Genomic DNA, 21,254 nt, shown 5'->3' with positions numbered 1-21,254 from the left:
GGTCCGTCATGCCCCGTACGTCAGCCCTACCTCGTACATCCGCCCTGCCCGACAAGCCCCGCAGAACCCGGCGCCTCGTCGGCCTCGTCGGCGCGGCCGCCGTGTCCGCACTCGTCGGCTCCTTCCTCGCCTCGCCCGCCGCCGAGGCCGCAGCCCCCCAGCTCAAGGTCGACCTGGGCACCACCACCGGCGCGGTCATGCACGGCGCCAACGGCGCCCTGTACGGCCTCAGCGACGACGGTGTGCCCGGGGACAGCGTGGTCGCGCCCCTGCATCTGAGGACGATCGCCACGAAGGCGCCGGACGGGGCCCAGCACCCCAACGGCGACGCGCTGGTCGTCCAGTCCCAGTTCGCCCGTACGGGGGGCGGCGACAACCTGATCTACATGCAGGACGTGTACGCCAACTGGCCTTACGAGAACAACGGGTTGAGCGACTACCTGGCCAAGGTCGACACCATGGTCCGCAAGGTGGCGGCCCGTCCGGACGCCTCCGCGTTCGTGTGGGTGCCGTTCAACGAGCCGGACGGCAACTGGTACACCGGGCTCGGCAGTTCGGACGCCACGACCTACGCGAAGGCGCTGAGCAGCTTCGAGAGCGACTGGGCGACCGTCTACGCCAAGATCAGGTCGATCATCCCGAACGCCCGGATCGCCGGCCCCAACGAGACCCACTACGACTCCCGGCTCATGGGCGACTTCTACCCGTGGGCCAAGGCGCACCACGTCCTGCCGGACATCACCACCTGGCACGAACTGGACCCCGGTTCCCTGGCGCACTTCGAGTCCACCCTCGCCGCCTACCGGACCCTCGAGACCAAGACGGGCATCAGCCCCCGGCCGGTCAACATCAACGAGTACGCCGACCGCCGTGACCTGTCCGTGCCGGGGCAGATGGTCCAGTGGATGTCGATGTTCGAGCGGAACAAGGTCGACGCCGACCTCGCCTACTGGGACATCGCCGGGAACCTGGACGACAACGTCGCCCAGACCAACATCCCGAACGGCAACTGGTGGCTGATGCGCTGGTACGCGGGCCTGAGCGGCAAGACCGCCAAGGTGACCCCGCCGCAGGCCAACACCACCGACACGCTCCAGGGCATCGCCTCCCTCGACACCGGCCGCAAGCAGGCCCAGGTGCTCCTCGGCGGCGGCACCTCCGGCGCGGCCGACACCGTGATCCAGCACATCCCGTCCTCCTTCGGCCGCAAGGTCGACGTCTCGGTCGAGCGCACCGCCTGGAGCGGTTACGAGGGCGGAGCGCCCGCGCCCAGGGTCCTGGCCCGCAGCACCTACAAGGTCGCCGCCGACGGCAGCATCACCGTGCCCCTGACCGGCCTCGACCCGATGTCGGCCTACCGCGTCACCGTCAACCCGGCCGGCAAGGACGCGCCCGCTCCGCCCTCCGTCCCCTGGTCGGCGTCGTACGAGGCCGAGAACGCCGCCATCACCGGCGGGACGGTCTACACCCAGGGCTCGGTGTCCAACGCCTACGGCTACGCCACCTCGGGCACCAAGGACGTCGGCAGCCTCAACCAGCCGACCAGCAAGGTCGCCTTCACGGTCGACGTCCCCACCACGGGCACCTATGACCTCGACGTCTTCTACGGCAACCAGTCCGGCGCCCCGGCGACCCAGACCCTCACCGTGGACGGCGGCGCGGCCCAGACCGTCACCTACGGTCCGACCCTGAACTGGACCTACCGCGCCACCGCCCGCGCCTCGCTGTCACTGACCGCGGGCAGCCACACCATCGCCCTCGCCAAGGGCACGAACGAGGTCACCCTCGACAAGGTCGACCTCACCGCCGCCTCCACCGCGGACACCCTCTACCCGGCCACCTACACCGACGTCACCGGCACGCCTGGCTACGGCTACTCCGTGTCCGGCATCACCGGCGCCGGTGCCCTGACCCTGGACCGCGCGGACTCGGCGACCTTCGACGTGTACGCCCCGACCGACGGCTACTACACGGTCCGCACCGACTACGCCGCCAACGGCATCGGCACGCTCTCCCTGGACGGCGCCACCGCCGTGAAGCTGGCCTCCACCGGCGGCAAGGCCACCACCAGGACCTCACGGCTGTACCTGTCGGCGGGCAACAACCGCGTCACCGCCGCCGCGTCGGGCTCCGCCACCCTGACCCTGCGCGACCTCCGCGTCGCCGCGAGCGCCGACACCACCGGCGTGACCGCCTACCAGGCCGAGGACGCCACCCTCGCCGGGACCGCCGTGGTCACCTCGGACACCTGGGCCTCCGGCGGCAAGTACGTCGGCTACATCGGCAACGGCGCGGACAACACGCTCACCTTCAAGGTCAGCGCGGCGAGCGCCGGGCGTTACGTCATGAACGTCCGCTACGCCAACAACCAGGTCGCCGGCTCCGGGAACTACAACACCAACGTGGTCTCCCGCGCGGCCCGGATCAGCGTCAACGGGACCGACCGGACGGTCATGTTCCGCAACAACTACAGCTGGAACAACTACTGGGAGCTGCCGGTGCCGGTGACCCTCTCCGCGGGCACCAACACCGTCACCCTGGCCAACCCCACGGCGTACGCGCCCAACGTCGACCGGATCACGGTCGCACCGCTCACCCGCTGACGGCCGCGCGCCGTGCGGGGCCCGGTGCCGGACACCGGGCCCCGCACGGCTGACCTGTTCGCATATGGTTCCGCCATGAGCAACAACGGCACCGAGTCCGGGGGCGCGTCCGGCGGCGGGGTGCAGTCCGTCGACCGGGCCGTCACCGTGCTGGAGATCCTCGCCCAGCGCGGCGAGGCAGGCGTCAGTGAGGTCGCCGAGGCGATCGACGTCCACAAGTCCACCGCGTTCCGTCTGCTCGGCGCGCTGGAGGCGCACGGGATGGTGGAGCAGGAGGGCGAGCGCGGGAAGTACCGGCTCGGCTTCGGCATCGTGCGGCTGGCCGGCGCGGTCACCGGGCGCATCGACGTCACCAAGTACGGCCGCGGGATCTGCGAGCGCCTCGCCGACAAACTGGGCGAGACGATGAACATCGCGGTCCTGGAGTCCCACCATGTGATCAACCTCGACCAGGTGCGCGGCCGGTCCGCCATCACCGCGCAGAACTGGGTCGGCCGGCTGACGCCGATGCACTGCACCTCCAGCGGCAAGGTCCTGCTCGCCCATCTCACGGACGAGCGCCGGGGCGAGCTCGTCGCCACGGCCGGTCTAGAACGGATGACGGCCCGCACACTGACCTCGCCGCAGACGCTGGAGGCGGAGCTGGTCCGGGTCCGAGAGCAGGGCTACGCCATGACGGTGGAGGAGTACGAGGAGGGCCTCAACGCCATGGCGGCGCCGGTGCGTTCGGGCGACGGCAAGGTCGTCGCCGCCCTCACCGCCTCGGGTCCCGCCTTCCGCCTCACCGAGGAGCGGATGCACGAGCTGGCACCGGTGCTGGTGGCGGGCGCCGACGAACTCAGCCGCCGGCTCGGCTACGTGGGCTGACGCCCGCTCACCCCCGGAGCCGGGACATCGCCGGGTCGAACAGCGGCTCCTCGGCCACGACCGCCTCCACGCGCCGGTCGAAGTAGCCGATGTGCAGGGACCGGCCGGCCACCGCGAGCTCCGCCGGCAGCCAGGAGTAGGCGATGCCCTTGCCGATCGTGTGGCCGAAGGCCGCGCTGGTGACGTAGCCGACCGCTCGCTGCCCGTCGTACACCGGCTCCTTGCCCATGACGACGGACCGCGGGTCGTCGATCGTCAGGCAGGTCAGCTTCCGGCGTACGTCGGCCCTGCGGCGCTCCAGTGCCGCCTTGCCGACGAAGTCCTCCTTGTCGGCCTTGACGGCGAAGGCGACTCCGGCCTCGTAGGGGTCGTGCTCGTAGGTCATGTCGGTGCCGAAGGAGCGGTACCCCTTCTCCAGGCGGAGGGTGTTGAAGGCGCCCCGGCCGGCGGCGATCCCGCCCAGCGGCCGGGCCGCCCGCCACAGGGTGTCCCACAGCTTCTGGCCGAGGTCGGCGGTGGTGTACAGCTCCCAGCCGAGCTCGCCGACGTACGACAGGCGCATGGCCGTGACCGGGACGGGCCCGATGTGGGCGCGCTTGGCGCGGAAGTACTTCAGGCCGGTCGCCGAGAAGTCCTCGTCCGTGAGCGGCTGGAGGACGTCCCGGGCGAGCGGTCCCCACAGTCCGATGCAACAGGTGCCGGGGGTGATGTCGCGGACCTGGACGGTGCCGTCGGCGGGCAGGTGGCGGGTGAACCAGTCGAGGTCGAGGTTGCCGTTGGCGCCGACCTGGAAGAGGTCGGGGGCCAGCCGCGCGACGGTGATGTCGCTGCGGATGCCTCCGTCGTGGTCCAGCAGCAAGGTGTACGTCACCGAGCCGACGGACTTGGCGACCTTGCCGGTGCACAGCCGCTCCAGGAAGTCGGCCGCTCCCCGCCCGCTCACCTCCAGGCGCTTGAGGGCCGTCATGTCGTACATGGCGACGGTCTCGCGGGTGGCCTGGGCCTCGGCGCCGACGATGGGCGACCAGTACCGCGCGGCCCAGTCGTCGGGGGTGACGATCGAACGGCCTTCCACCAGGTGTGCGTTGGCCTCGTACCAGTGCGGCCGCTCCCAGCCGTTCGCCTCAAGGAAGAAGGCGCCCAGCTCCTGCTGGCGGGCGTGGAAGGGGCTGGTGCGGATCGGGCGGGGATCGCCGGAGGGCTGGAGCGGGTGGAGGATGTCGTAGACCTCGACGAAGTTCTGGCAGTCGCGGGCCAGGACGTACTCCGGGGAGAGCTGGTGCGGTTCGAAGCGGTTGACGTCGCACTCGTGGAGATCGAAGGAGGAGCAGTGGCCGTCGACCAGCCACTCGGCGACGGCCCGGCCGACGCCGGCGGAGTGGGTGACCCAGACGGCCTCGGCGACCCAGAAGCCCTTGACGTCCGGGGACTCGCCGAGGAGGGGCAGCCCGTCGGTGGTGAAGGAGAACAGGCCGTTGATGGCCTCCTCGACCTTGGCCTCGCGGGTGGCGGGGAGCAGTGACTGGGTCTCGGTCCAGGCGTCCGCGAAGTCGTCCTCGGTGAACTTCAGGACCGACGGCATTCCATCGGCCTCGTCGACGGAGAGGATCTCGTCGGCGGTGATGGGCATGGGGCGGTGGCCGTAGTAGCCGATGCCGAGGGTGTCATGGCGGTCGCGGTAGTAGAGGTCGGCGTCCTGGTGCCGCAGGATCGGGCGCACCGCCTCCTCGGTCTGACCGGCGAGCGCCGGGACCGGGCCGGTCCAGGCGAGCTGGTGGGCGAGCGGGGTGAGCGGGAGGTTCATGCCGGCCATGCGGGCGATCTTCGGGCCCCAGATGCCGGCGCAGCACACGACGATGTCGGCCTGCAGGTCGCCCTGGTCGGTGCGGACGCCCGTCACTTCCCCGTCGGCCTGGAGGACGTCGAGGACCTCGTGGCGGGCCAGGAAGGTCACTCCGCGCTCGGTGGCGCGGCGGATCTGGGCCTCGACGGCGAGGACGGCCTTGGCGAGGCCGTCGGTGGGGATGTGGAGGCCGGCGAGGACCCGGTCGCGGTTGACCAGGGGGTGCAGGTCGACGCACTCGTCGGCGGTCACGATCCGCGACTCCACGCCCCAGGAGGTGAGCCAGCCCTGCCGGCGGTGGAGTTCGGTGACGCGTTCCGGGGTGGTCGCCACCTCCAGGCCGCCGACCTGGAGGAAGCAGGGCTGTCCGTCGACGTCGAGGGAGCTGAGCTTCTCGACGGTGTAGCGGGCCAGCTCGGTCATGGTCTTGGAGGAGTTGGCCTGGAAGACCAGGCCCGGGGCGTGCGAGGACGATCCGCCGGTGGCCGGGAGGGGGCCCTGGTCGACCACGGTCACCTCGGTCCAGCCGCGTGTGGAGATCTCGTCGGCCAGTGCCGCGCCGACGACGCCCGCTCCGATGATGACCACTCGGGGTCCCGCCATCGCCGCACCTCCGGTTAAGTTGCTTTGTACGCAACACGATTCAGGCTGCGCAACTCAATGTGCCTGCCGTTCAGGTGGGTGTCAAGAGGGCTGTGACCTCGTGGAAAGACCTCGAAAACGGCAATGCCCGGTGGGCGGTGCGCACTGTGCGCACCGCCCACCAGGCACCGTGAACGCCCTACTTGATCCAGGCGTCGACCTTGGCGCGGTTGGCGTCGACCCACTTCTTGGCCGCCGCGTCCGGCGTCATCTTGTCCACCGCGATGTACTTGGCCACGGTGTTCTGGTCGTCGTTGGTCCAGTTGAACTTCTTCACCAGGTCGTAGGCCGGGCTGCCCGACTTGGCGAACTTCGCGCTGACGATCTTGTCGAGGTCGTAGACCGGGTAGTCGCAGGCGACCTTGGCCGCATCGGCGTCACAGCCCGTCTTGTACGCGGGCAGGTCGACCTTGACCAGCGGCACCTCGGACAGGAACCACTGCGGCTCGTAGAAGTAGCCGATCACCCACTCCTTGTTCTTCTCGGCGTTGCGGTACGCCTGGATCAGCGCGGTCTCGCTGCCCGCGTACACCACCTTGAAGTCCAGCTTCAGGTTCTTCACCAGCGCCTCGTCGTTGGTGACGTACGACGGGTCGCCGTCCAGGAGCTGGCCCTTGCCGCCGGACTCCGAGGTCTTGAACTGCGCGGCGTACTTGTTGAGGTTCTTCCAGTTCTTGATGTCCGGGTGGGCCTTGGCCAGCCACGGCGGCACGTACCAGCCGATGATGCCCTTGTTGCCGGTCGAGCCGGCCTCCACTGCGGTCTTCTGCTGGGTGATGTACTTCTTCTTCAGGTCGTCGTGGCCCCAGTTCTCCAGGACGGCGTCGACCTCGCCGGTCCCGAAGCCCTGCCAGGCGATCTCCTCCTTGAGGTCCTTCTTGGTGACCTTGCACTTCAGGTCGTGCTCGGCGACGTACGCGACGACCGCCGCGTCGGCCTCGTAGCCCACCCACGGGTTGACCGCGAGGTTGAAGGTGCCGCACGTGCCGGAGCTGCCCGAGCCGCCGGCCTCCGAGGAGTCACCGACCTTCGCGCCGCCGCAGGCCGTGAGGGAAAGGCCGAGGACGGCCAGGCCGGCCGCGCCGGCTCGCCAGTGTCTTGCCATCGTGTCGTGCTCCTCAGTTACTGGTGCGGCGAGCCGCTGCTTGAGTGATCCGGTCGAACATGACGCCGAGCAGGACGATGGCGAGTCCGGCCGCCAGGCCCTTGCCGTACAGCTGTCCCTGCGAGAAGCCGGCCACCACGTCGTAGCCGAGCGCGCCGGCGCCCACCAGGCCGCCGACGACGACCATCGACAGCACGTAGATCAGGCCCTGGTTGGTCGCGAGCGTCAGGGCGCTGCGGGCCATCGGCAGCTGGACCTTGGTGATGATCTGCCAGGTGTTGCACCCGGTGGAGGTCGCCGCCTCGACGGTGGCCGCGGGCACGGTCCGCACCCCGTCGGCGATGATCTTGATGGCGACCGGGGCCGCGTAGACGATCGCGGCGACGATGGCCGTGAATCGGGTCGCCCCGAACAGGGCGAGGAACGGCACGAGATAGACGAAGGGCGGCATGACCTGGGCCGCGTCGAGGGTGGGCCGTACCAGCCGGTCCACCAGCGCGCTGCGGCCCATCCACACCCCGACGACCATGCCGAGCAGCATGACCAGGACGGTGGCCACGACGGTCGAGGCCAGGGTCGTCATGCCGTCCGACCACACGCCGGTGGCGACCAGGAGTCCCACGCACACGGCGGTGGTGACGCCGGCGCGCCAGCCGCCGAGCACTACGGCGATCCCGATGAGGGCGGCGCCGACGAGCCACCACGGGGAGTCGGTCAGCAGCGTCTGGAACGGGTTGAGCAGGCCGTTGGTGATGACGTCGCGGAAGCCGTTGGTGAGCCCCGACAGGTTGTCCTGGGCCCAGGTGGTCACGTCGTCGGCTGCCTTGGCGATGTTGCTGCCGGTGGTGCCGTCGCCGGGGAACTCGGCCGCCCACACGTAGGTGTGCGACAGATACACGAGTACGGCCGCCACCACTCCCCCGGCGGCGAGCAGGTGCCGCCGCCACTTGAGGAGCGGGTTACCGGAGCGCCGGGCCGCCTCCGCGCGTCCGCTCGCCGCGGTGGTGACGCGGTCCAGGACGATCGCCATGACGACGATGGCGAGGCCCGCGTTGAAGGCCGTACCGACGTCGAGGGACTGCAGGGCCTGGACCACGGTCTTGCCGAGTCCGGGGGCGTCGATCAGGGCCGCGATGGTCACCATGGCCAGGGCGGCCATGATGGTCTGGTTGACGCCCATCACCACGGTCCGCTTGGACATCGGCAGCAGGACCTTCAGCAGCGACTGTCTGCGGGTGGCTCCCATGGAGGCGGCGGCCTCGACCGTCGTCGCGGGCACGGAACGGATGGCGTGCGCGGTGATGCGGATGGCCGGTGGTGCCGCGTAGATGACGGTGGCGATGGTCGCGGAAGCCCCGCCGATGAGGAAGAACAGGGTCAGCGGCGCCAGGTAGACGAAGGTCGGCATCGTCTGCATGAAGTCCAGGAAGGGGGTGACGATCCGGTTGACCCGCTCGGACAGGCCCGCCCACACGCCCAGCGGGAGGGCGAACAGCAGCGCCACCAGGACCGCGGAGAGGGTCAGGGCCAGGGTGTCCATGCTCTCCTGCCACAGGCCCTGGAGCCCGAGGAAGGTGAAGCCGGCCACGGCCAGCAGCGCGACCCGCCAGTTGGCCACCGCCCAGGAGACGTAGCCGGCGAGGCCGACGACGCCGAGCCAGCCGATCTGCGGGAGCGGCCGGTCGCCGGACGGCTGGGAGATCAGGTCCTGCACGAAGGTCACCAGGTTGTCGATGACCAGCCGGATCTCGTTGAAGCCGTACAGGAAGAGCGGGTTGGAGTTGCGGTCGGCGCCGATGGAGTCGTTGACGTCGTTGAGCCGGCGGTGCAGATCGGTGAGGTCGGCCGCGGCCAGCGACAGGGTCTGCTTTCCGCGCAGTACGGCGAACAGGAGGAGCCAGACGACCAGGATCGCGCCGACCACCATGGACCGGCTGATCCTGCGTACGGGGGTGGCGGGCGGAGGGGGTTCGGCCTGCTTCGTCTGCCCCGGTTTCCCGGGTTTCTCGATGGCGACGGTCATCACGCGTCGCCTTCCTGCCCGGCGACCACCGCGAGGATCTCCTCGTCGCCGACGATGCCGATCAGTTTGCCGTTCTCGACGACCTTGACGGGTCTGTCGGCGGCGAGGACGGCCCGGGTGGCCTCCTTCACCACGACGTCCGGGCCCAACTCGGGTCCGTCCAGAGGGTCTTCGGGAGTGGCCGGACGCATGATCCAGCGCAGGGTCAGCACATCGCCGCGCGGCACGTCCTTGACGAAGTCGCGTACGTAGTCGTCGGCGGGAGCACCGACGAGTTCGTCGCCGGTGCCGCACTGGACGGTCTTTCCGTCCCGCATGATGAGGATGCGGTCGCCGAGCTTCAGCGCCTCGGAGAGGTCGTGGGTGATGAACACCATCGTCTTGCCGACCTCGTGGTGCAGCCGGATGACCTCGCTCTGCATGTCCCGGCGGATCAGCGGGTCGAGTGCCGAGAACGGCTCGTCGAAGAGGAGGACGTCCGGGTCGCCGGCCAACGCCCTTGCCAGGCCCACGCGTTGCTGCATACCGCCGGAGAGCTGGTCGGGGTAGGAGTTCTCGTACCCCGACAGGCCCACGAGTTCGACGACCTCCAGCGCCCGCCTGGTGCGCTCGGCCCGGCCCAGGCCGCGGATCTCCAGGCCGAACGCCACGTTGTCGACGACGCGGCGGTGGGGCAGCAGACCGAAGTGCTGGAAGACCATGGAGAACTTGCTGCGCCGCAGTTCGCGCAGTCGCCGCTCGTCGGCGTCCCGGATGTCCTCGCCCTCGAAGACGATCTCGCCGGCGGTGGGCTCGATCAGCCGGGTCAGACAGCGCACCAGGGTGGACTTGCCGGAGCCGGACAGCCCCATGACGACGAAGACCTCGCCGGGCGCGACGTCGAAGCCCACGTCCCGCACGGCGGCGGTACAGCCGGTGCGGTCCATGAGTTCGCGGCGGGTGAGCCCGCGCAGCTCCTCGGAGTCGGGTACCTGGTCCGCCTTCGGCCCGAACACCTTCCACAGCCCGCGTACGGATATGACGGGCGTGGGCGCCGCGTCCTCAGGGGTGCCGCGGCGCGGCGGCACCTCGGTCTGGGTTGGGGTCATGGTCGACCTCTTCTCGGCGTTCAGCCGCGGAACCAGTGCTGCGGCCGGGGTTGGATGTTCTGCCAGATGTGCTTGGGCTCGCGGTACTCGTCCAGGCCGGTCGGTCCCAGTTCCCGGCCCACACCGGAGTGCCCGAAGCCACCCCACTCGGCCTGCGGCACATAGGGGTGGTAGTCGTTGATCCACACCGTGCCGTGCCGCAGCCGGCGGGCGACCCGCTGGGCCTTGCCGGCGTCCTGCGTCCAGACGGCACCGGCGAGGCCGTACTCGGTGTCGTTGGCGATGCGTACGGCGTCGTCCTCACCGGAGAACCGCTCCACGGTCAGCACCGGCCCGAAGGACTCCTCGTGCACCACCCGCATGTCCTGCCGGCACTCGTCGAGCACGGTGGGCGGGTAGTAGTGGCCGTTCGCGAGGGCGGGGTCGGCGGGACGCTCACCACCGCAGCGCAGTACGGCACCTTCGGCGAGCCCGGCGGCGACGTACGCCTCGACCTTCTCCAGGTGCTGTGCCGAGATCAGCGCCCCGGTCTCGGCCTCGGGGTCGAAGGGCCCGCCGAGGCGGATCTGCCGGGCCCGGCGGACCACCTCGTCGACGAACCGGTCGTGCAGCGAGTCCTCGACGATCAGCCGGGCACCGGCCGAGCAGACCTGCCCCGAATGCAGGAAGACGGCCGTGAGCGCGAAGTCCACGGCCGTCTCGAAGTCGGCGTCGGCGAAGACGACATTGGGATTCTTGCCGCCGAGTTCCAGCGCGACCTTCTTCACGCTCGCGGCGGCCGTCGCCATGATCCGTTTGCCGGTCTCCACGCCTCCGGTGAAGGAGACCATGTCGACCCGGGGATCCTCCGAGAGCGGCGCGCCCACCTCGGGCCCGGTGCCGAGGACGAGGTTGGCCGCACCGGCGGGCAGTCCGGCCTCCTCCAGGGCCCTCATCAGCAGGATTGCGGTGGAGGGGGTGAGCTCACTGGGCTTGAGGACGATGGTGTTGCCGGCGAGAAGGGCCGGGGCCACCTTCCAACTCGCTTGCAGAAGTGGGTAGTTCCACGGTGTGATCAGACCGCACACCCCGATCGGCTCGTAGACCACGCGGCTGACGGCGTCGTCCCGGCCGGTGTCGATCACACGGCCGGCGTCGGTGCCGCCGAGCCCGCCGTAGTAACGCAGACAGGAGACGACGTCGGCGATGTCGTACTCGCTCTCGACCAGCCGCTTGCCGGTGTCCAGCGACTCGGCGCGGGCGAACTCCTTGGCGTCGCGCTCGATCAGGTCTGCGGTGCGCAGCAGCAGGGCGCCCCGCTCTCGCTCGGGGGTGCGCGGCCAGGGCCCTTCGTCGAAGGCCCGGCGGGCGGCCGCGACGGCCGCCTCGGTGTCGGCGCGGGTGCCTTCCGACACGGTCGCGGAAAGCGTGCCGTCGGCGGGACAGCGGATCTCCCGACGGCCTCCGGCCACCGGCTCCCGCCACTTCCCGTCCACATACAGGTCTGCCACGTCGGGAGCCCTTCGAGCGAATCTCGTTGCGCATCGCGCACCGCATTGCTTGTGGTGGAACACTCTGGAGAATGCGTGAACCCACGTCAAGGGGTTGGGGATGACGGTTTGGGCACGCGGACGCCCTGCGCGCACCCCGGAGACAGCCGGTTTCCGGGACAAGCGGTCCCGCGAAAATACTGCGTTACCCCGCCTGGGTCCGGGAGTCCCGGTGCCGGTAGTAGACGGCTTCGGACGGCGCGAGCGGCGCCTTGCCGAGGATGAGGTCGGCCGCCTTCTCCGCGATCATCATCACCGGCGCGTAGATGTTTCCGTTGGTGACATAGGGCATCACCGACGCGTCGACGACCCGCAGCCCCTCGACCCCGTGCACGCGCAGGCTCGTAGGGTCCACGACGGCCATCTCGTCGGTGCCCATCTTGCAGGTGCAGGAGGGGTGCAGGGCGGTCTCGCCGTCCTTGGCGACCCAGGCGAGGATCTCCTCGTCGCTCTCGACGGACGGGCCGGGCGAGATCTCCCCGCCGTTGTAGGGGGCGAGGGCGGGCTGGTTGAGCAGCCTGCGCGCGACACGGATCGCCTCGACCCACTCGCGGCGGTCCTGCTCGGTGGACAGGTAGTTGAAGCGCAGCGCCGGGTGCTCCTGCGGATCCCTGCTCCTGATCTTCACCGAGCCTAGGGCGTCGGAGTACATGGGCCCCACGTGCACCTGGTAGCCGTGTCCGCCGGCGGGCACGGAGCCGTCGTAGCGGACCGCGATGGGCAGGAAGTGGAACATCAGGTTGGGGTAGTCCACGTCCTCGTTGCTGCGGGCGAACCCGCCGGCCTCGAAGTGGTTGGTCGCGGCGGGGCCCTTGCCGAAGAGCCACTGCAGGCCGATGAAGGGGGCGCGCCACTTCGCGAGGTACGGCTGCATGGAGACGGGCTGCTTGCAGGCGTACTGGATGTACACCTCCAGGTGGTCCTGCATGTTCTCGCCGACGCCCGGCAGGTCGTGCACGACGTCGATGCCCAGGGCGCGCAGTTCCCCGGCGTTGCCGACGCCGGAGAGCTGGAGCAGCTGCGGGGAGTTGATCGCGCCGCCGCAGAGGATGACCTCCTTGGCGCGCACCTGCTGCGGCGCGCCCTTGCCGTGCCGGTACTCAACCCCGACCGCCCGCTTGCCCTCGAACAGGACGCGGGTGACGAGGGCGCGGGTGGTGACGGTGAGGTTGGGGCGCCTCCTGGCGGGCTTCAGATAGGCCTTGGAGGCCGACAGCCGGCGTCCGCGGTGGACGTTGCGGTCGAACTTGGCGAAGCCTTCCTGCCGGTACCCGTTGACGTCGCCGGTCGGCGCGTACCCCGCCTCCTCGGTGGCCTTGAGGAAGGCGCCGAAGAGCGGGTTGGTGGCCGGGCCGCGCTCCAGGACGAGCGGGCCGTCGTGACCGCGGAACTCGTCGTCGGGGTCGGCCGCGAGGCAGTTCTCCATGCGCTTGAAGTACGGCAGACAGTGCGCGTAGTCCCAGGTCTGCATGCCGGGATCGGCGGCCCAGCGCTCGTAGTCCATGGGGTTGCCGCGCTGGAAGATCATGCCGTTGATGCTGCTGGAGCCGCCCAGCACCTTGCCGCGGGCGTGGTAGACGCGTCGGCCGCCCATGTGCGGTTCGGGCTCGGACTCGTACTTCCAGTCGTAGAAGCGGCTGCCGATCGGGTAGGTCAGGGCCGCGGGCATGTGGATGAAGACGTCCCACGGGTAGTCGGGACGGCCGGCCTCCAGGACCAGCACGCGGTTGCCGGGGTCGGCGGAGAGCCGGTTGGCCAGTGCGCTGCCGGCCGATCCACCACCGACGATGACGAAGTCGTACTGCTGAGGAGCCATGGTGCCTCGTCTCGCTCGCGCCGTCGATATGCGCGGCATGGTAGTACGGGTAGCGCGATACGCACCAGGTTGCGAAGCGCGCAACCTGCACGACATGTGCACGGGGTCCCCGAAACACCTCCCACCCTTGTTTTTTACCCGCCGTATAGTTGCGTTGTGAGCAACTACAACCCGGATAACGAAACGACAGGGTCGTCGAGCGGCGGGGTGCAGTCCGTCGACCGGGCCATTCACGTGATGGAGATCCTGGCCCAGCGCGGCGAGGCGGGCGTGAGCGAGGTGGCCGCCGAGATCGACGTTCACAAGTCCACGGCGTTCCGGCTCCTCGGCGCCCTGGAAGCGCGCGGCCTGGTGGAACAGGCGGGTGAACGCGGCAAGTACCGCCTCGGTTTCGGCATCGTGCGCCTGGCCGGCGCGGTCACCGGACGCATCGACATCACCCAGCAGAGCCGCCCGGTCTGCGAGGACCTCGCCGAGGAGCTCGGCGAGACCGTGAACGTCGCCGTGATGCAGGAGCGCTACGCGGTCAACCTCTACCAGGTGCGCGGCCCGGGCGCCGTCACCGCGCAGAACTGGGTCGGCCAGCTGACCCCGTTGCACGCCACGTCGAGCGGCAAGATCCTGCTGGCCCACCTGCCCGCCGAGCAGCGCGCCGCGCTCCTGACGGAGACCGGCCTGAAGAAGGTCACCCCGCGCACCATCACCGCGAAGACGAAGCTCGAGAAGAACCTCGCCGAGGCCCGTGAGCGCGGTTACGCCTGGGCCCTGGAGGAGTTGGAGCTGGGTCTGCACGCCATGGCCGCGCCGGTCCGCGACCGGGACGGGGAGGTCATCGCGGCGCTCAGCGCCTCGGGACCCGCGTACCGGCTCTCCGAGGAGCGGCTCCACGAGCTCGCCCCGGTCCTGGTCAAGGGCGCCGAGGAGATCAGCCACCGCATGGGCTACCTGGGCTGAGCCCCGTCAACCGGACCGACCCCGACTCCCAGCCGGGCCTGGACCCAGTCGTGGAACTCGCCGATGTGGTGCTCGCTGGGCACCAGCACCCCGCCCTTGGCGTACAACCGTGAGCGCATCCCGGGCTGGGTGCGCTCGCACGCGTCGAAGTCCTGCCGGTTGACCCGGTCGAACAGCTCCACCGACCGGCTGACGTCCTTGCCGCTCGCCACGACCTGGGGCAGATACAGCCAGTCGCACTCGACGATCGTGCGGTCGGCGGCCACCGGGTACATGCGGTGGAAGATCACATGGTCGGGCACGAGGTTGATGAAGACCTGCGGCCGCACGGTGATCGCGTAGTAGCGGCGGTCCTGGTCCTCGGAGACTCCGGGAATCCGGTCCAGCCCCTCCGAGCCGTCGACGGTGAACCCCCTGACGTCCTCGCCGAACTCCGCGCCGTGCCCCACGTAGTACTGGGCCGCGTATCCGTCGGCGAACTCCGGGAGCACCTCGGTGAGTTCGGGGTGGATCGTCGCGCAGTGGTAGCACTCCATGAAGTTCTCGACGATCAGCTTCCAGTTGGCCTTCACGTCATAGACGATCCGCCGGCCGACCTCCAGCTCCCCGATGCCGTAGTGCTCGATCGACTCGGTGTCGCCGAGGCGCGCGATCACGTCCTGGACGACCTCGTCGAAGGGCGGCGGGTCCTCCGCGAGGCACACCCACACATAGCCCAGCCACTCGCGCACCGCCACGCTCGCCAGGCCGTACTCGGTGCGGCCCACGTCCGGCATCTTCGTCAGGTTGGGCGCGGCCACGAGCTTGCCGGTCAGGTCGTACGTCCAGGCGTGGTACGGGCATTGGAAGGCCCGCTTGACCTCGCCGGACTCCTCGGTGCACAGCTTGGCGCCCCGGTGCCGGCACACATTGAAGTAGGCGCGGATCGAGTTGTCCCGGGCCCGCGTGATGAGGATGCTCTCGCGGCCCACCTCAACCGTCCTGAAGGCACCGGGTTTCGGCAGGTCCACGGCGCGGACGGCGCAGAACCACATCGCTTCGAAGATGCGCTCCTGCTCCTGGGCGAAGATCCCGGGATCCGTGTAGGAGGCGCCGGGGAGGGTGGCGATCAGGCTGTCCGGCAGGCTGGTCGAGGTCACAGTGCACTCCTCGGGGAACGTCGTGGGCCGGTGGTGCACGCCGGGAAGAGCGGACGGCGTGGTGAACGCGGCGACAGCGGCGGTGCTGTCAGGCCGCGGCGGCGAGCTGCTTGCGCCAGCGCGTGAACAGCCGCGGCTGGTTCATTCCGAGCACGGCGACCGGCTGCCCGGAACGCCGGTAGACGGCCAGGACGTTGCGGTCGTCCCGGGCGCCCTCCTCGATCGTCACGCTGTCGGCGGCGGCCGCGTGACCGGCGAACTGGATCTTCACGCCGTACTGGTCCGACCAGAAATACGGCGGCCTCGGCGCGCTCGGTTCCACCGCGCCGCCCGCCAGCAGCGCGGTCACGGCCGCCTCGGGCCGCTCCCGGGCGCCGGTCCAGTGCTCGACGCGGCGGTGCAGTCCCGCGCGCGGGTCGTACCAGGAGGCGCAGTCCCCGACCGCGACCACCCCGGGCAGGTTGGTGCGGCCGTCGGCGCCGCACCTGACGCCGTCGTCGAGCTCGATGCCGGAGCCCACGAGCCACTCGACGCACGGACGGGCGCCGACCCCCACGACCACGATGTCGGCGGGGACGCTGCGGCCGTCCGCCAGCAGGACGGCCTGGACCCGGCTCGCGCCGCGCAGTCCCTTGACGCCCACTCCGCACAACAGCCGTACGCCGTGGTCCGCGTGGAGGGCGGAGACGATGCCGCCCATGGTCTCGCCGAGCGGTCCCGCCAGCGGGGTCGGGGCCGCTTCCACGACGGTCACGTCGAGTCCGAGGGCGTAGGCGGTGGAGGCGACCTCGGCGCCGATGAAGCCGCCGCCGATCACCACCAGCCTGCCCCCGAGGGCCAGTTCGTCGCGCAGGGCGCGGGCGTCGTCCAGGGTGCGCAGGGTGTGCACCCCGGCCAGGGCGTCCGCGCCGGGCAGGGTCCGGGCGGCGGCGCCGGTCGCGATGACGACACCGTCCGCCCGTACCTCGCTGCCGTCGGCGAGCCGTACGGCGCGCTGCGGGCCATCGAGACCGACGGCGCGGACGCCGAGCAGCCACTCGGCCCGCAAGTCCTCGTCGTCCGGCTCCAGCGCGAGGTCCGCCTCGGCCAGGGAGCCGGCCAGGAACTCCTTGGACAACGGGGGCCGGTCGTACGGGCGGTGGGGTTCGTCGCCGATGACGACGAGCCGCCCGTCGTAGCCCTGCTTGCGCAGCGAGCGCGCCGCCGAGAGACCGGCGAGCGAGGCGCCGACCACGGCGACCGTTCTCACGCGGGTCCGCCGGCGAGCCGGGCCGTGACGCAGGGCGGCAGGTTGGGCGCGTCCAGGGACAGCCGGACGTAGATCATGCCGTCCTCGACGTGGACCTCGTGGGTGCGGACCGGGCGCTTGGCCGGCGGGGCGTCGACGGCCCCCGTGCGCAGGTCGAACTTCGAGGCGTGCAGCGGGCATTCCACCTCGCAGCCCTCCAGCCAGCCGTCGGCGAGCGAGGCGTCCTGATGGGTGCAGGTGTCGTCGATGGCGAAGACCTCGCCGTCGTCGGTGTGGAACACCGAGACCGGCGGATCGATGTCGAGCCGGTAGGCCTCGCCTCGGGGGAGATCCACGAGACGGCACGCGGGAATCATCATGACACCTCGGTGCGTATAGCGAAACGGATTGCGTTGAACGCAACGTCAGTTTGAGGGCGCCCGCAAACCCTTGTCAAGGAGTCCAGGAGAGGGACCCTCGCGGGAATTTCTGTTGCCTCAGATGCAACGCTGTGCGCAGTACACAACCCCGAGAGGCGGTTCACAGCACCACCACGGAGCGCAGCACCTCGCCGCGGTGCATCTTCTCGAACGCCTTCTCCACGTCCCCGAGGCCGATGGTCTCGGAGACGAACGCGTCCAGGTCGAAGCGGCCGTCCAGGTAGAGGTCGATGAGGGCCGGGAAGTCGCGCGAGGGCAGGCAGTCGCCGTACCAGCTGGACTTCAGGGCGCCACCGCGTCCAAAGACGTCGAGCAGCGGCAGTTCCAGCTTCATCTCCGGGGTCGGCACCCCGACCAGGACGACGGTGCCGGCGAGGTCGCGGGCGTAGAATGCCTGCCGGTAGGTCTCGGGGCGGCCGACCGCCTCCACGACGACGTCGGCGCCGAAGCCGCCGGTCAGTTCGCGGATCGCCGCCACCGGGTCGTCCTCACGCGAGTCGACGGTGTGGGTGGCTCCCATCGCCCTGGCCCGCTCCAGCTTGCGCGGGTCGATGTCGACGGCGATGACCTTGGTGGCGCCGGCGAGCCGTGCCCCCGCGACGGCGGCCGTGCCGACCCCGCCGCAGCCGATGACGGCGACGGAGTCCCCGCGGCCGACGGCGCCGGTGTTCACGGCCGCGCCGAAGCCCGCCATGACCCCGCAGCCGAGCAGTCCCGCGGCCGTCGCCGGGGCCGCCGGATCCACCTTGGTGCACTGCCCGGCGGCGACCAGGGTCTTCTCAGCGAAGGCCCCGATGCCGAGGGCGGGCGAGAGAGGGGTGCCGTCGAGCAGGGTCATCGGCTGCACCGCGTTGTGGGTGTCGAAGCAGTACCAGGGCCTGCCCTTGGCACACGCCCGGCACTTTCCGCAGACGGCACGCCAGTTGAGGATGACGAAGTCACCGGGCTCGACACCGGTGACGCCCTCCCCGACGGCTTCGACGCGACCGGCCGCCTCGTGCCCCAGCAGGAAGGGGAAGTCGTCGTTGATCCCGCCCTCCCGGTAGTGGAGATCGGTGTGGCAGACCCCGCACGCCTCGACCTTCACCAGTGCCTCGCCGGGACCGGGGTCCGGGACCACGATCGTCTCGACGGAGACGGGGGCGCCCTTCGCGCGGGCGACGACAGCACGAACCTCATGAGCCATGGGTCACTCCTCCGACCTACCTATGGGTTGCCCCATCCGGTACACGCATCACCATGCGCAACTGAGCATCGTGGAGGGCGGGCCACGGGTCAAGAGGCCGGATCCGGCCGGATCGCCCGGGGCGGGGCCGCCACCGCCCTGCCGCCCTCCTTCAGCGGCGCGAGGGCCGAGGACTGGGTCCCGGCAGAGATCTCCTTCACCGTGAGCACGACCCACAGTTGCCCGCGGTGGTGGAGGCCGCGGCGTGGGACGGGAAGGGGCATGTGCCGGTCGAGGGCGCCTCCGTCGCCTGGGCCACCGCCTCCGGCGAACCGAGCGTGATCACCTTCGACGCCGGATCGGCGTGGCTCACGCCGAAGCCGTGAACCACGCCGACCGGAGAGTCAGGGGACCTGGGACCGGGAACGCCCCGTCACTTGCCCACGTACGCCGCCAGATGCTTCGCCGTGAGCGTGCCCCCGGTGGCGACGAGTTCCGCCGGTGTCCCCTCGAACACGACCCGTCCGCCGTCGTGGCCCGCGCCCGGGCCGAGGTCGATGATCCAGTCGGCGTGGGCCATGACCGCCTGGTGATGCTCGACGACGATGACGGACTTGCCGGAGTCGACCAGCCGGTCCAGCAGGCCGAGGAGCTGCTCGACATCGGCGAGGTGGAGACCGGTGGTCGGCTCGTCGAGGATGTAGATCCCGCCCTTCTCCCCCATGTGGGTCGCCAGCTTCAGCCGCTGCCGCTCACCGCCGGACAGCGTGGTGAGCGGCTGGCCGAGGGTGAGATAGCCGAGCCCGACGTCCGCGAGGCGCTCCAGGATCCGGTGCGCGGCAGGCGTACTCGCCTCACCGGTACCGAAGAACTCCGCCGCCTCCGTCACCGGCATCGCGAGCACCTCGCTGATGTCCCGCCCGCCGAGGTGGTACTCCAGTACCGAGGCCTGGAACCGCTTCCCCTCGCACTCCTCGCAGGTCGTGGCGACCCCGGCCATCATCGCCAGGTCGGTGTAGACGACCCCGGCGCCGTTGCAGGTCGGACAGGCCCCCTCGGAGTTGGCGCTGAACAGTGCCGGCTTCACCCCGTTGGCCTTCGCGAACGCCTTGCGGACCGGTTCGAGGAGTCCGGTGTACGTCGCCGGGTTGCTGCGCCGCGAGCCCCGGATGGCGCCCTGGTCCACGGACACCACCCCCTCCGTGGCGGGGATCGACCCGTGCACGAGCGAGCTCTTGCCGGAGCCCGCGACCCCGGTGATGACGGTCAGCACCCCGAGCGGGATGTCGACATCGACGTCCTGGAGGTTGTGCGTGCTCGCGCCGCGGATCTCCAGCGCGCCCGTCGCCTCACGGACGGTGTCCTTGAGCCCGGCCCGGTCGTCGAAGTGCCGGCCGGTGACGGTACCGCTGGTGCGCAGCCCCTCGACGCTGCCCTCGAAGCAGACCGAGCCGCCCGCCGTACCGGCACCGGGGCCGAGGTCGACGACATGGTCGGCGATCACGATCGTCTCCGGCTTGTGCTCCACGACCAGCACCGTGTTGCCCTTGTCCCGCAGGCGCAGCAGCAGGTTGTTCATGCGCTGGATGTCATGGGGATGCAGCCCGATGGTCGGCTCGTCGAAGACGTAGGTGACATCGGTGAGCGAGGACCCTAGATGCCGGATCATCTTGGTGCGCTGCGCCTCGCCGCCTGACAGCGTGCCCGAGGACCGGTCGAGGGAGAGATAGCCGAGCCCGATCTCCACGAAGGAGTCGAGGGTCTCCCCCAGCGCCGTCAGCAGCGGCCCGACCGACGGCTCGTCCAGGGCCCGCACCCACTCGGCGAGGTCGCTGATCTGCATCGCGCAGGCGTCGGCGATGCTGATCCCCTTGATCTTCGAGGACCGGGCACCCTCGCTCAGCCGGGTCCCCTCGCACTCGGGGCAGACCATGAAGGTGATCGCCCGGTCCACGAACTCACGGATGTGCGGCTGCATCGACTCGCGATCCTTGGCGAGCATCGACTTCTGGATGCGCGGGACGAGACCCTCGTAGGTCATGTTGATGCCCGCGATCTTCATCCTGACCGGCTCGCGGTACAGGAAGTCCTGGAGCTCGCGCTTGGTGAACTTCCGGATCGGCTTGTCCGCGTCGAAGAAGCCGGACTCGCTGTAGAGGCGGTAGTTCCAGCCGCCGGCCTTGTAGCCGGGGATGGTCAGCGCGCCCTCGCTGAGCGACTTGGAGTCGTCGTAGAGCTGGGTCAGGTCGATGTCGTTGACCGTGCCCCGGCCCTCGCAGCGCGGGCACATGCCGCCGACGATGCTGAAGCTGCGGCGCTCCTTCACGGTCTGTCCGCCACGCTCCATGGTCACCGCGCCCGCGCCGCTGATCGAGGCGACGTTGAAGGAGAACGCCTTGGGCGAGCCGATGTGCGGCGTCCCGAGTCTGCTGAAGAGGATCCGCAGCATCGCGTTGGTGTCGGTGACGGTGCCGACGGTGGAGCGCGGGTCGCCGCCGAGGCGCTGCTGGTCGACGGTGATGGCGGTGGTCAGGCCGTCGAGGACGTCCACGTCGGGCCGCGCCAGGGTGGGCATGAAGCCCTGCACGAAGGCGCTGTACGTCTCGTTGATCATCCGCTGCGACTCGGCGGCGATGGTGTCGAACACCAGTGAGCTCTTGCCGGAGCCGGAGACCCCGGTGAAGACCGTGAGCCGGCGCTTCGGGATCTCGATGCTGACGTCCTTGAGGTTGTTCTCGCGCGCCCCGTGCACGCGGATCAGGTCGTGACTGTCAGCGGCGTGCCGGTCGCCCGCGGTGGCCTTGCCCATGGT

Annotated in this window: 15 protein-coding genes; 4 read left to right on the top strand and 11 right to left on the bottom strand. The window is 70.2% G+C overall.

Going from position 1 to position 21,254, the window contains the following annotated elements:
* Positions 1 to 8: 8 nt before the first annotated feature.
* Positions 9 to 2,603, top strand: coding sequence for a CBM35 domain-containing protein (locus ACGFWE_RS21575; RefSeq protein ID WP_393600991.1), 2,595 nt, complete (start codon positions 9 to 11; stop codon positions 2,601 to 2,603).
* Between the two features lie 75 nt (positions 2,604 to 2,678).
* Entirely contained in the window at positions 2,679 to 3,470 is a 792-nt protein-coding gene (locus ACGFWE_RS21570; protein WP_352386861.1) for an IclR family transcriptional regulator, read from the top strand.
* 7 nt (positions 3,471 to 3,477) lie between these two features.
* On the opposite strand, the gene ACGFWE_RS21565 is transcribed toward ACGFWE_RS21570, so the two are convergent.
* The 6 genes from ACGFWE_RS21565 to betA form a co-directional block, all read right to left on the bottom strand.
* Positions 3,478 to 5,916 (bottom strand): FAD-dependent oxidoreductase, encoded by a 2,439-nt coding sequence (locus ACGFWE_RS21565; protein ID WP_393600989.1) that lies wholly within the window; start codon positions 5,914 to 5,916, stop codon positions 3,478 to 3,480.
* A gap of 178 nt (positions 5,917 to 6,094) precedes the next feature.
* Entirely contained in the window at positions 6,095 to 7,060 is a 966-nt protein-coding gene (locus tag ACGFWE_RS21560) for an ABC transporter substrate-binding protein (RefSeq protein WP_393600987.1), read from the bottom strand.
* Between the two features lie 13 nt (positions 7,061 to 7,073).
* Positions 7,074 to 9,083 carry an ABC transporter permease gene (locus tag ACGFWE_RS21555; protein ID WP_393600985.1) on the bottom strand — a complete coding sequence of 670 codons (2,010 nt, stop codon included), beginning with the start codon at positions 9,081 to 9,083 and terminating at the stop codon, positions 7,074 to 7,076.
* Complete coding sequence (locus ACGFWE_RS21550; protein ID WP_393600983.1) at positions 9,083 to 10,171, bottom strand: glycine betaine/L-proline ABC transporter ATP-binding protein; 1,089 nt, start codon at positions 10,169 to 10,171, stop codon at positions 9,083 to 9,085. The genes ACGFWE_RS21555 and ACGFWE_RS21550 overlap by 1 nt, the downstream gene beginning before the upstream one ends.
* 20 nt (positions 10,172 to 10,191) lie before the next feature.
* A complete protein-coding gene (locus tag ACGFWE_RS21545; RefSeq protein ID WP_393600981.1) occupies positions 10,192 to 11,661 on the bottom strand; it encodes an aldehyde dehydrogenase family protein in 1,470 nt (489 codons plus the stop codon).
* 184 nt (positions 11,662 to 11,845) lie between these two features.
* Entirely contained in the window at positions 11,846 to 13,516 is a 1,671-nt protein-coding gene (betA, locus tag ACGFWE_RS21540) for a choline dehydrogenase (protein WP_393600979.1), read from the bottom strand.
* A gap of 207 nt (positions 13,517 to 13,723) precedes the next feature.
* Between betA and ACGFWE_RS21535 the strand changes: the two genes are divergently transcribed.
* Positions 13,724 to 14,470, top strand: a complete 747-nt coding sequence (locus ACGFWE_RS21535) for an IclR family transcriptional regulator (protein WP_352387141.1) — start codon at positions 13,724 to 13,726, stop codon at positions 14,468 to 14,470.
* On the opposite strand, the gene ACGFWE_RS21530 is transcribed toward ACGFWE_RS21535, so the two are convergent.
* The 4 genes from ACGFWE_RS21530 to ACGFWE_RS21515 form a co-directional block, all read right to left on the bottom strand.
* Positions 14,458 to 15,609, bottom strand: coding sequence for an aromatic ring-hydroxylating dioxygenase subunit alpha (locus tag ACGFWE_RS21530; RefSeq protein WP_393600977.1), 1,152 nt, complete (start codon positions 15,607 to 15,609; stop codon positions 14,458 to 14,460). The genes ACGFWE_RS21535 and ACGFWE_RS21530 overlap by 13 nt on opposite strands.
* Positions 15,610 to 15,697: 88 nt before the next feature.
* Entirely contained in the window at positions 15,698 to 16,858 is a 1,161-nt protein-coding gene (locus tag ACGFWE_RS21525) for an NAD(P)/FAD-dependent oxidoreductase (protein ID WP_393600975.1), read from the bottom strand.
* A complete protein-coding gene (locus tag ACGFWE_RS21520) occupies positions 16,855 to 17,217 on the bottom strand; it encodes a bifunctional 3-phenylpropionate/cinnamic acid dioxygenase ferredoxin subunit (RefSeq protein WP_352386878.1) in 363 nt (120 codons plus the stop codon). The genes ACGFWE_RS21525 and ACGFWE_RS21520 overlap by 4 nt, the downstream gene beginning before the upstream one ends.
* Positions 17,218 to 17,377: 160 nt before the next feature.
* Complete coding sequence (locus ACGFWE_RS21515) at positions 17,378 to 18,463, bottom strand: S-(hydroxymethyl)mycothiol dehydrogenase (RefSeq protein ID WP_393600973.1); 1,086 nt, start codon at positions 18,461 to 18,463, stop codon at positions 17,378 to 17,380.
* Positions 18,464 to 18,690: 227 nt separating this feature from the next.
* Here ACGFWE_RS21515 and ACGFWE_RS21510 point away from each other — a divergent pair, with 227 nt between their 5' ends.
* The gene (locus ACGFWE_RS21510; RefSeq protein ID WP_393600971.1) at positions 18,691 to 18,828 is read left to right on the top strand and encodes a hypothetical protein; all 138 of its coding nucleotides are present in this window, start codon (positions 18,691 to 18,693) and stop codon (positions 18,826 to 18,828) included.
* A gap of 47 nt (positions 18,829 to 18,875) precedes the next feature.
* Here ACGFWE_RS21510 and ACGFWE_RS21505 read toward each other — a convergent pair whose 3' ends face one another.
* Positions 18,876 to 21,251, bottom strand: coding sequence for an ATP-binding cassette domain-containing protein (locus ACGFWE_RS21505; protein WP_393600969.1), 2,376 nt, complete (start codon positions 21,249 to 21,251; stop codon positions 18,876 to 18,878).
* Positions 21,252 to 21,254 lie beyond the last annotated feature (3 nt).

This window comes from Streptomyces sp. NPDC048523, assembly GCF_043199815.1.
GTDB lineage: Bacteria > Actinomycetota > Actinomycetes > Streptomycetales > Streptomycetaceae > Streptomyces.
The sequence above is the reverse complement of the archived record's forward strand: the minus strand, read 5'-3'. Positions and strand labels throughout refer to the sequence as shown.

Excerpts from the sequence above, each read along its gene's own strand:
- ACGFWE_RS21575 (WP_393600991.1), top strand. The coding sequence starts at position 9 with ATGCCCCGTACGTCAGCCCTACCTCGTACATCCGCCCTGCCCGACAAG.
- ACGFWE_RS21570 (WP_352386861.1), top strand. The coding sequence starts at position 2,679 with ATGAGCAACAACGGCACCGAGTCCGGGGGCGCGTCCGGCGGCGGGGTG.
- ACGFWE_RS21565 (WP_393600989.1), bottom strand. The coding sequence starts at position 5,916 with ATGGCGGGACCCCGAGTGGTCATCATCGGAGCGGGCGTCGTCGGCGCG.
- ACGFWE_RS21560 (WP_393600987.1), bottom strand. The coding sequence starts at position 7,060 with ATGGCAAGACACTGGCGAGCCGGCGCGGCCGGCCTGGCCGTCCTCGGC.
- ACGFWE_RS21555 (WP_393600985.1), bottom strand. The coding sequence starts at position 9,083 with ATGACCGTCGCCATCGAGAAACCCGGGAAACCGGGGCAGACGAAGCAG.
- ACGFWE_RS21550 (WP_393600983.1), bottom strand. The coding sequence starts at position 10,171 with ATGACCCCAACCCAGACCGAGGTGCCGCCGCGCCGCGGCACCCCTGAG.
- betA (WP_393600979.1), bottom strand. The coding sequence starts at position 13,516 with ATGGCTCCTCAGCAGTACGACTTCGTCATCGTCGGTGGTGGATCGGCC.
- ACGFWE_RS21520 (WP_352386878.1), bottom strand. The coding sequence starts at position 17,217 with ATGATGATTCCCGCGTGCCGTCTCGTGGATCTCCCCCGAGGCGAGGCC.
- ACGFWE_RS21515 (WP_393600973.1), bottom strand. The coding sequence starts at position 18,463 with ATGGCTCATGAGGTTCGTGCTGTCGTCGCCCGCGCGAAGGGCGCCCCC.
- ACGFWE_RS21505 (WP_393600969.1), bottom strand. The coding sequence starts at position 21,251 with ATGGGCAAGGCCACCGCGGGCGACCGGCACGCCGCTGACAGTCACGAC.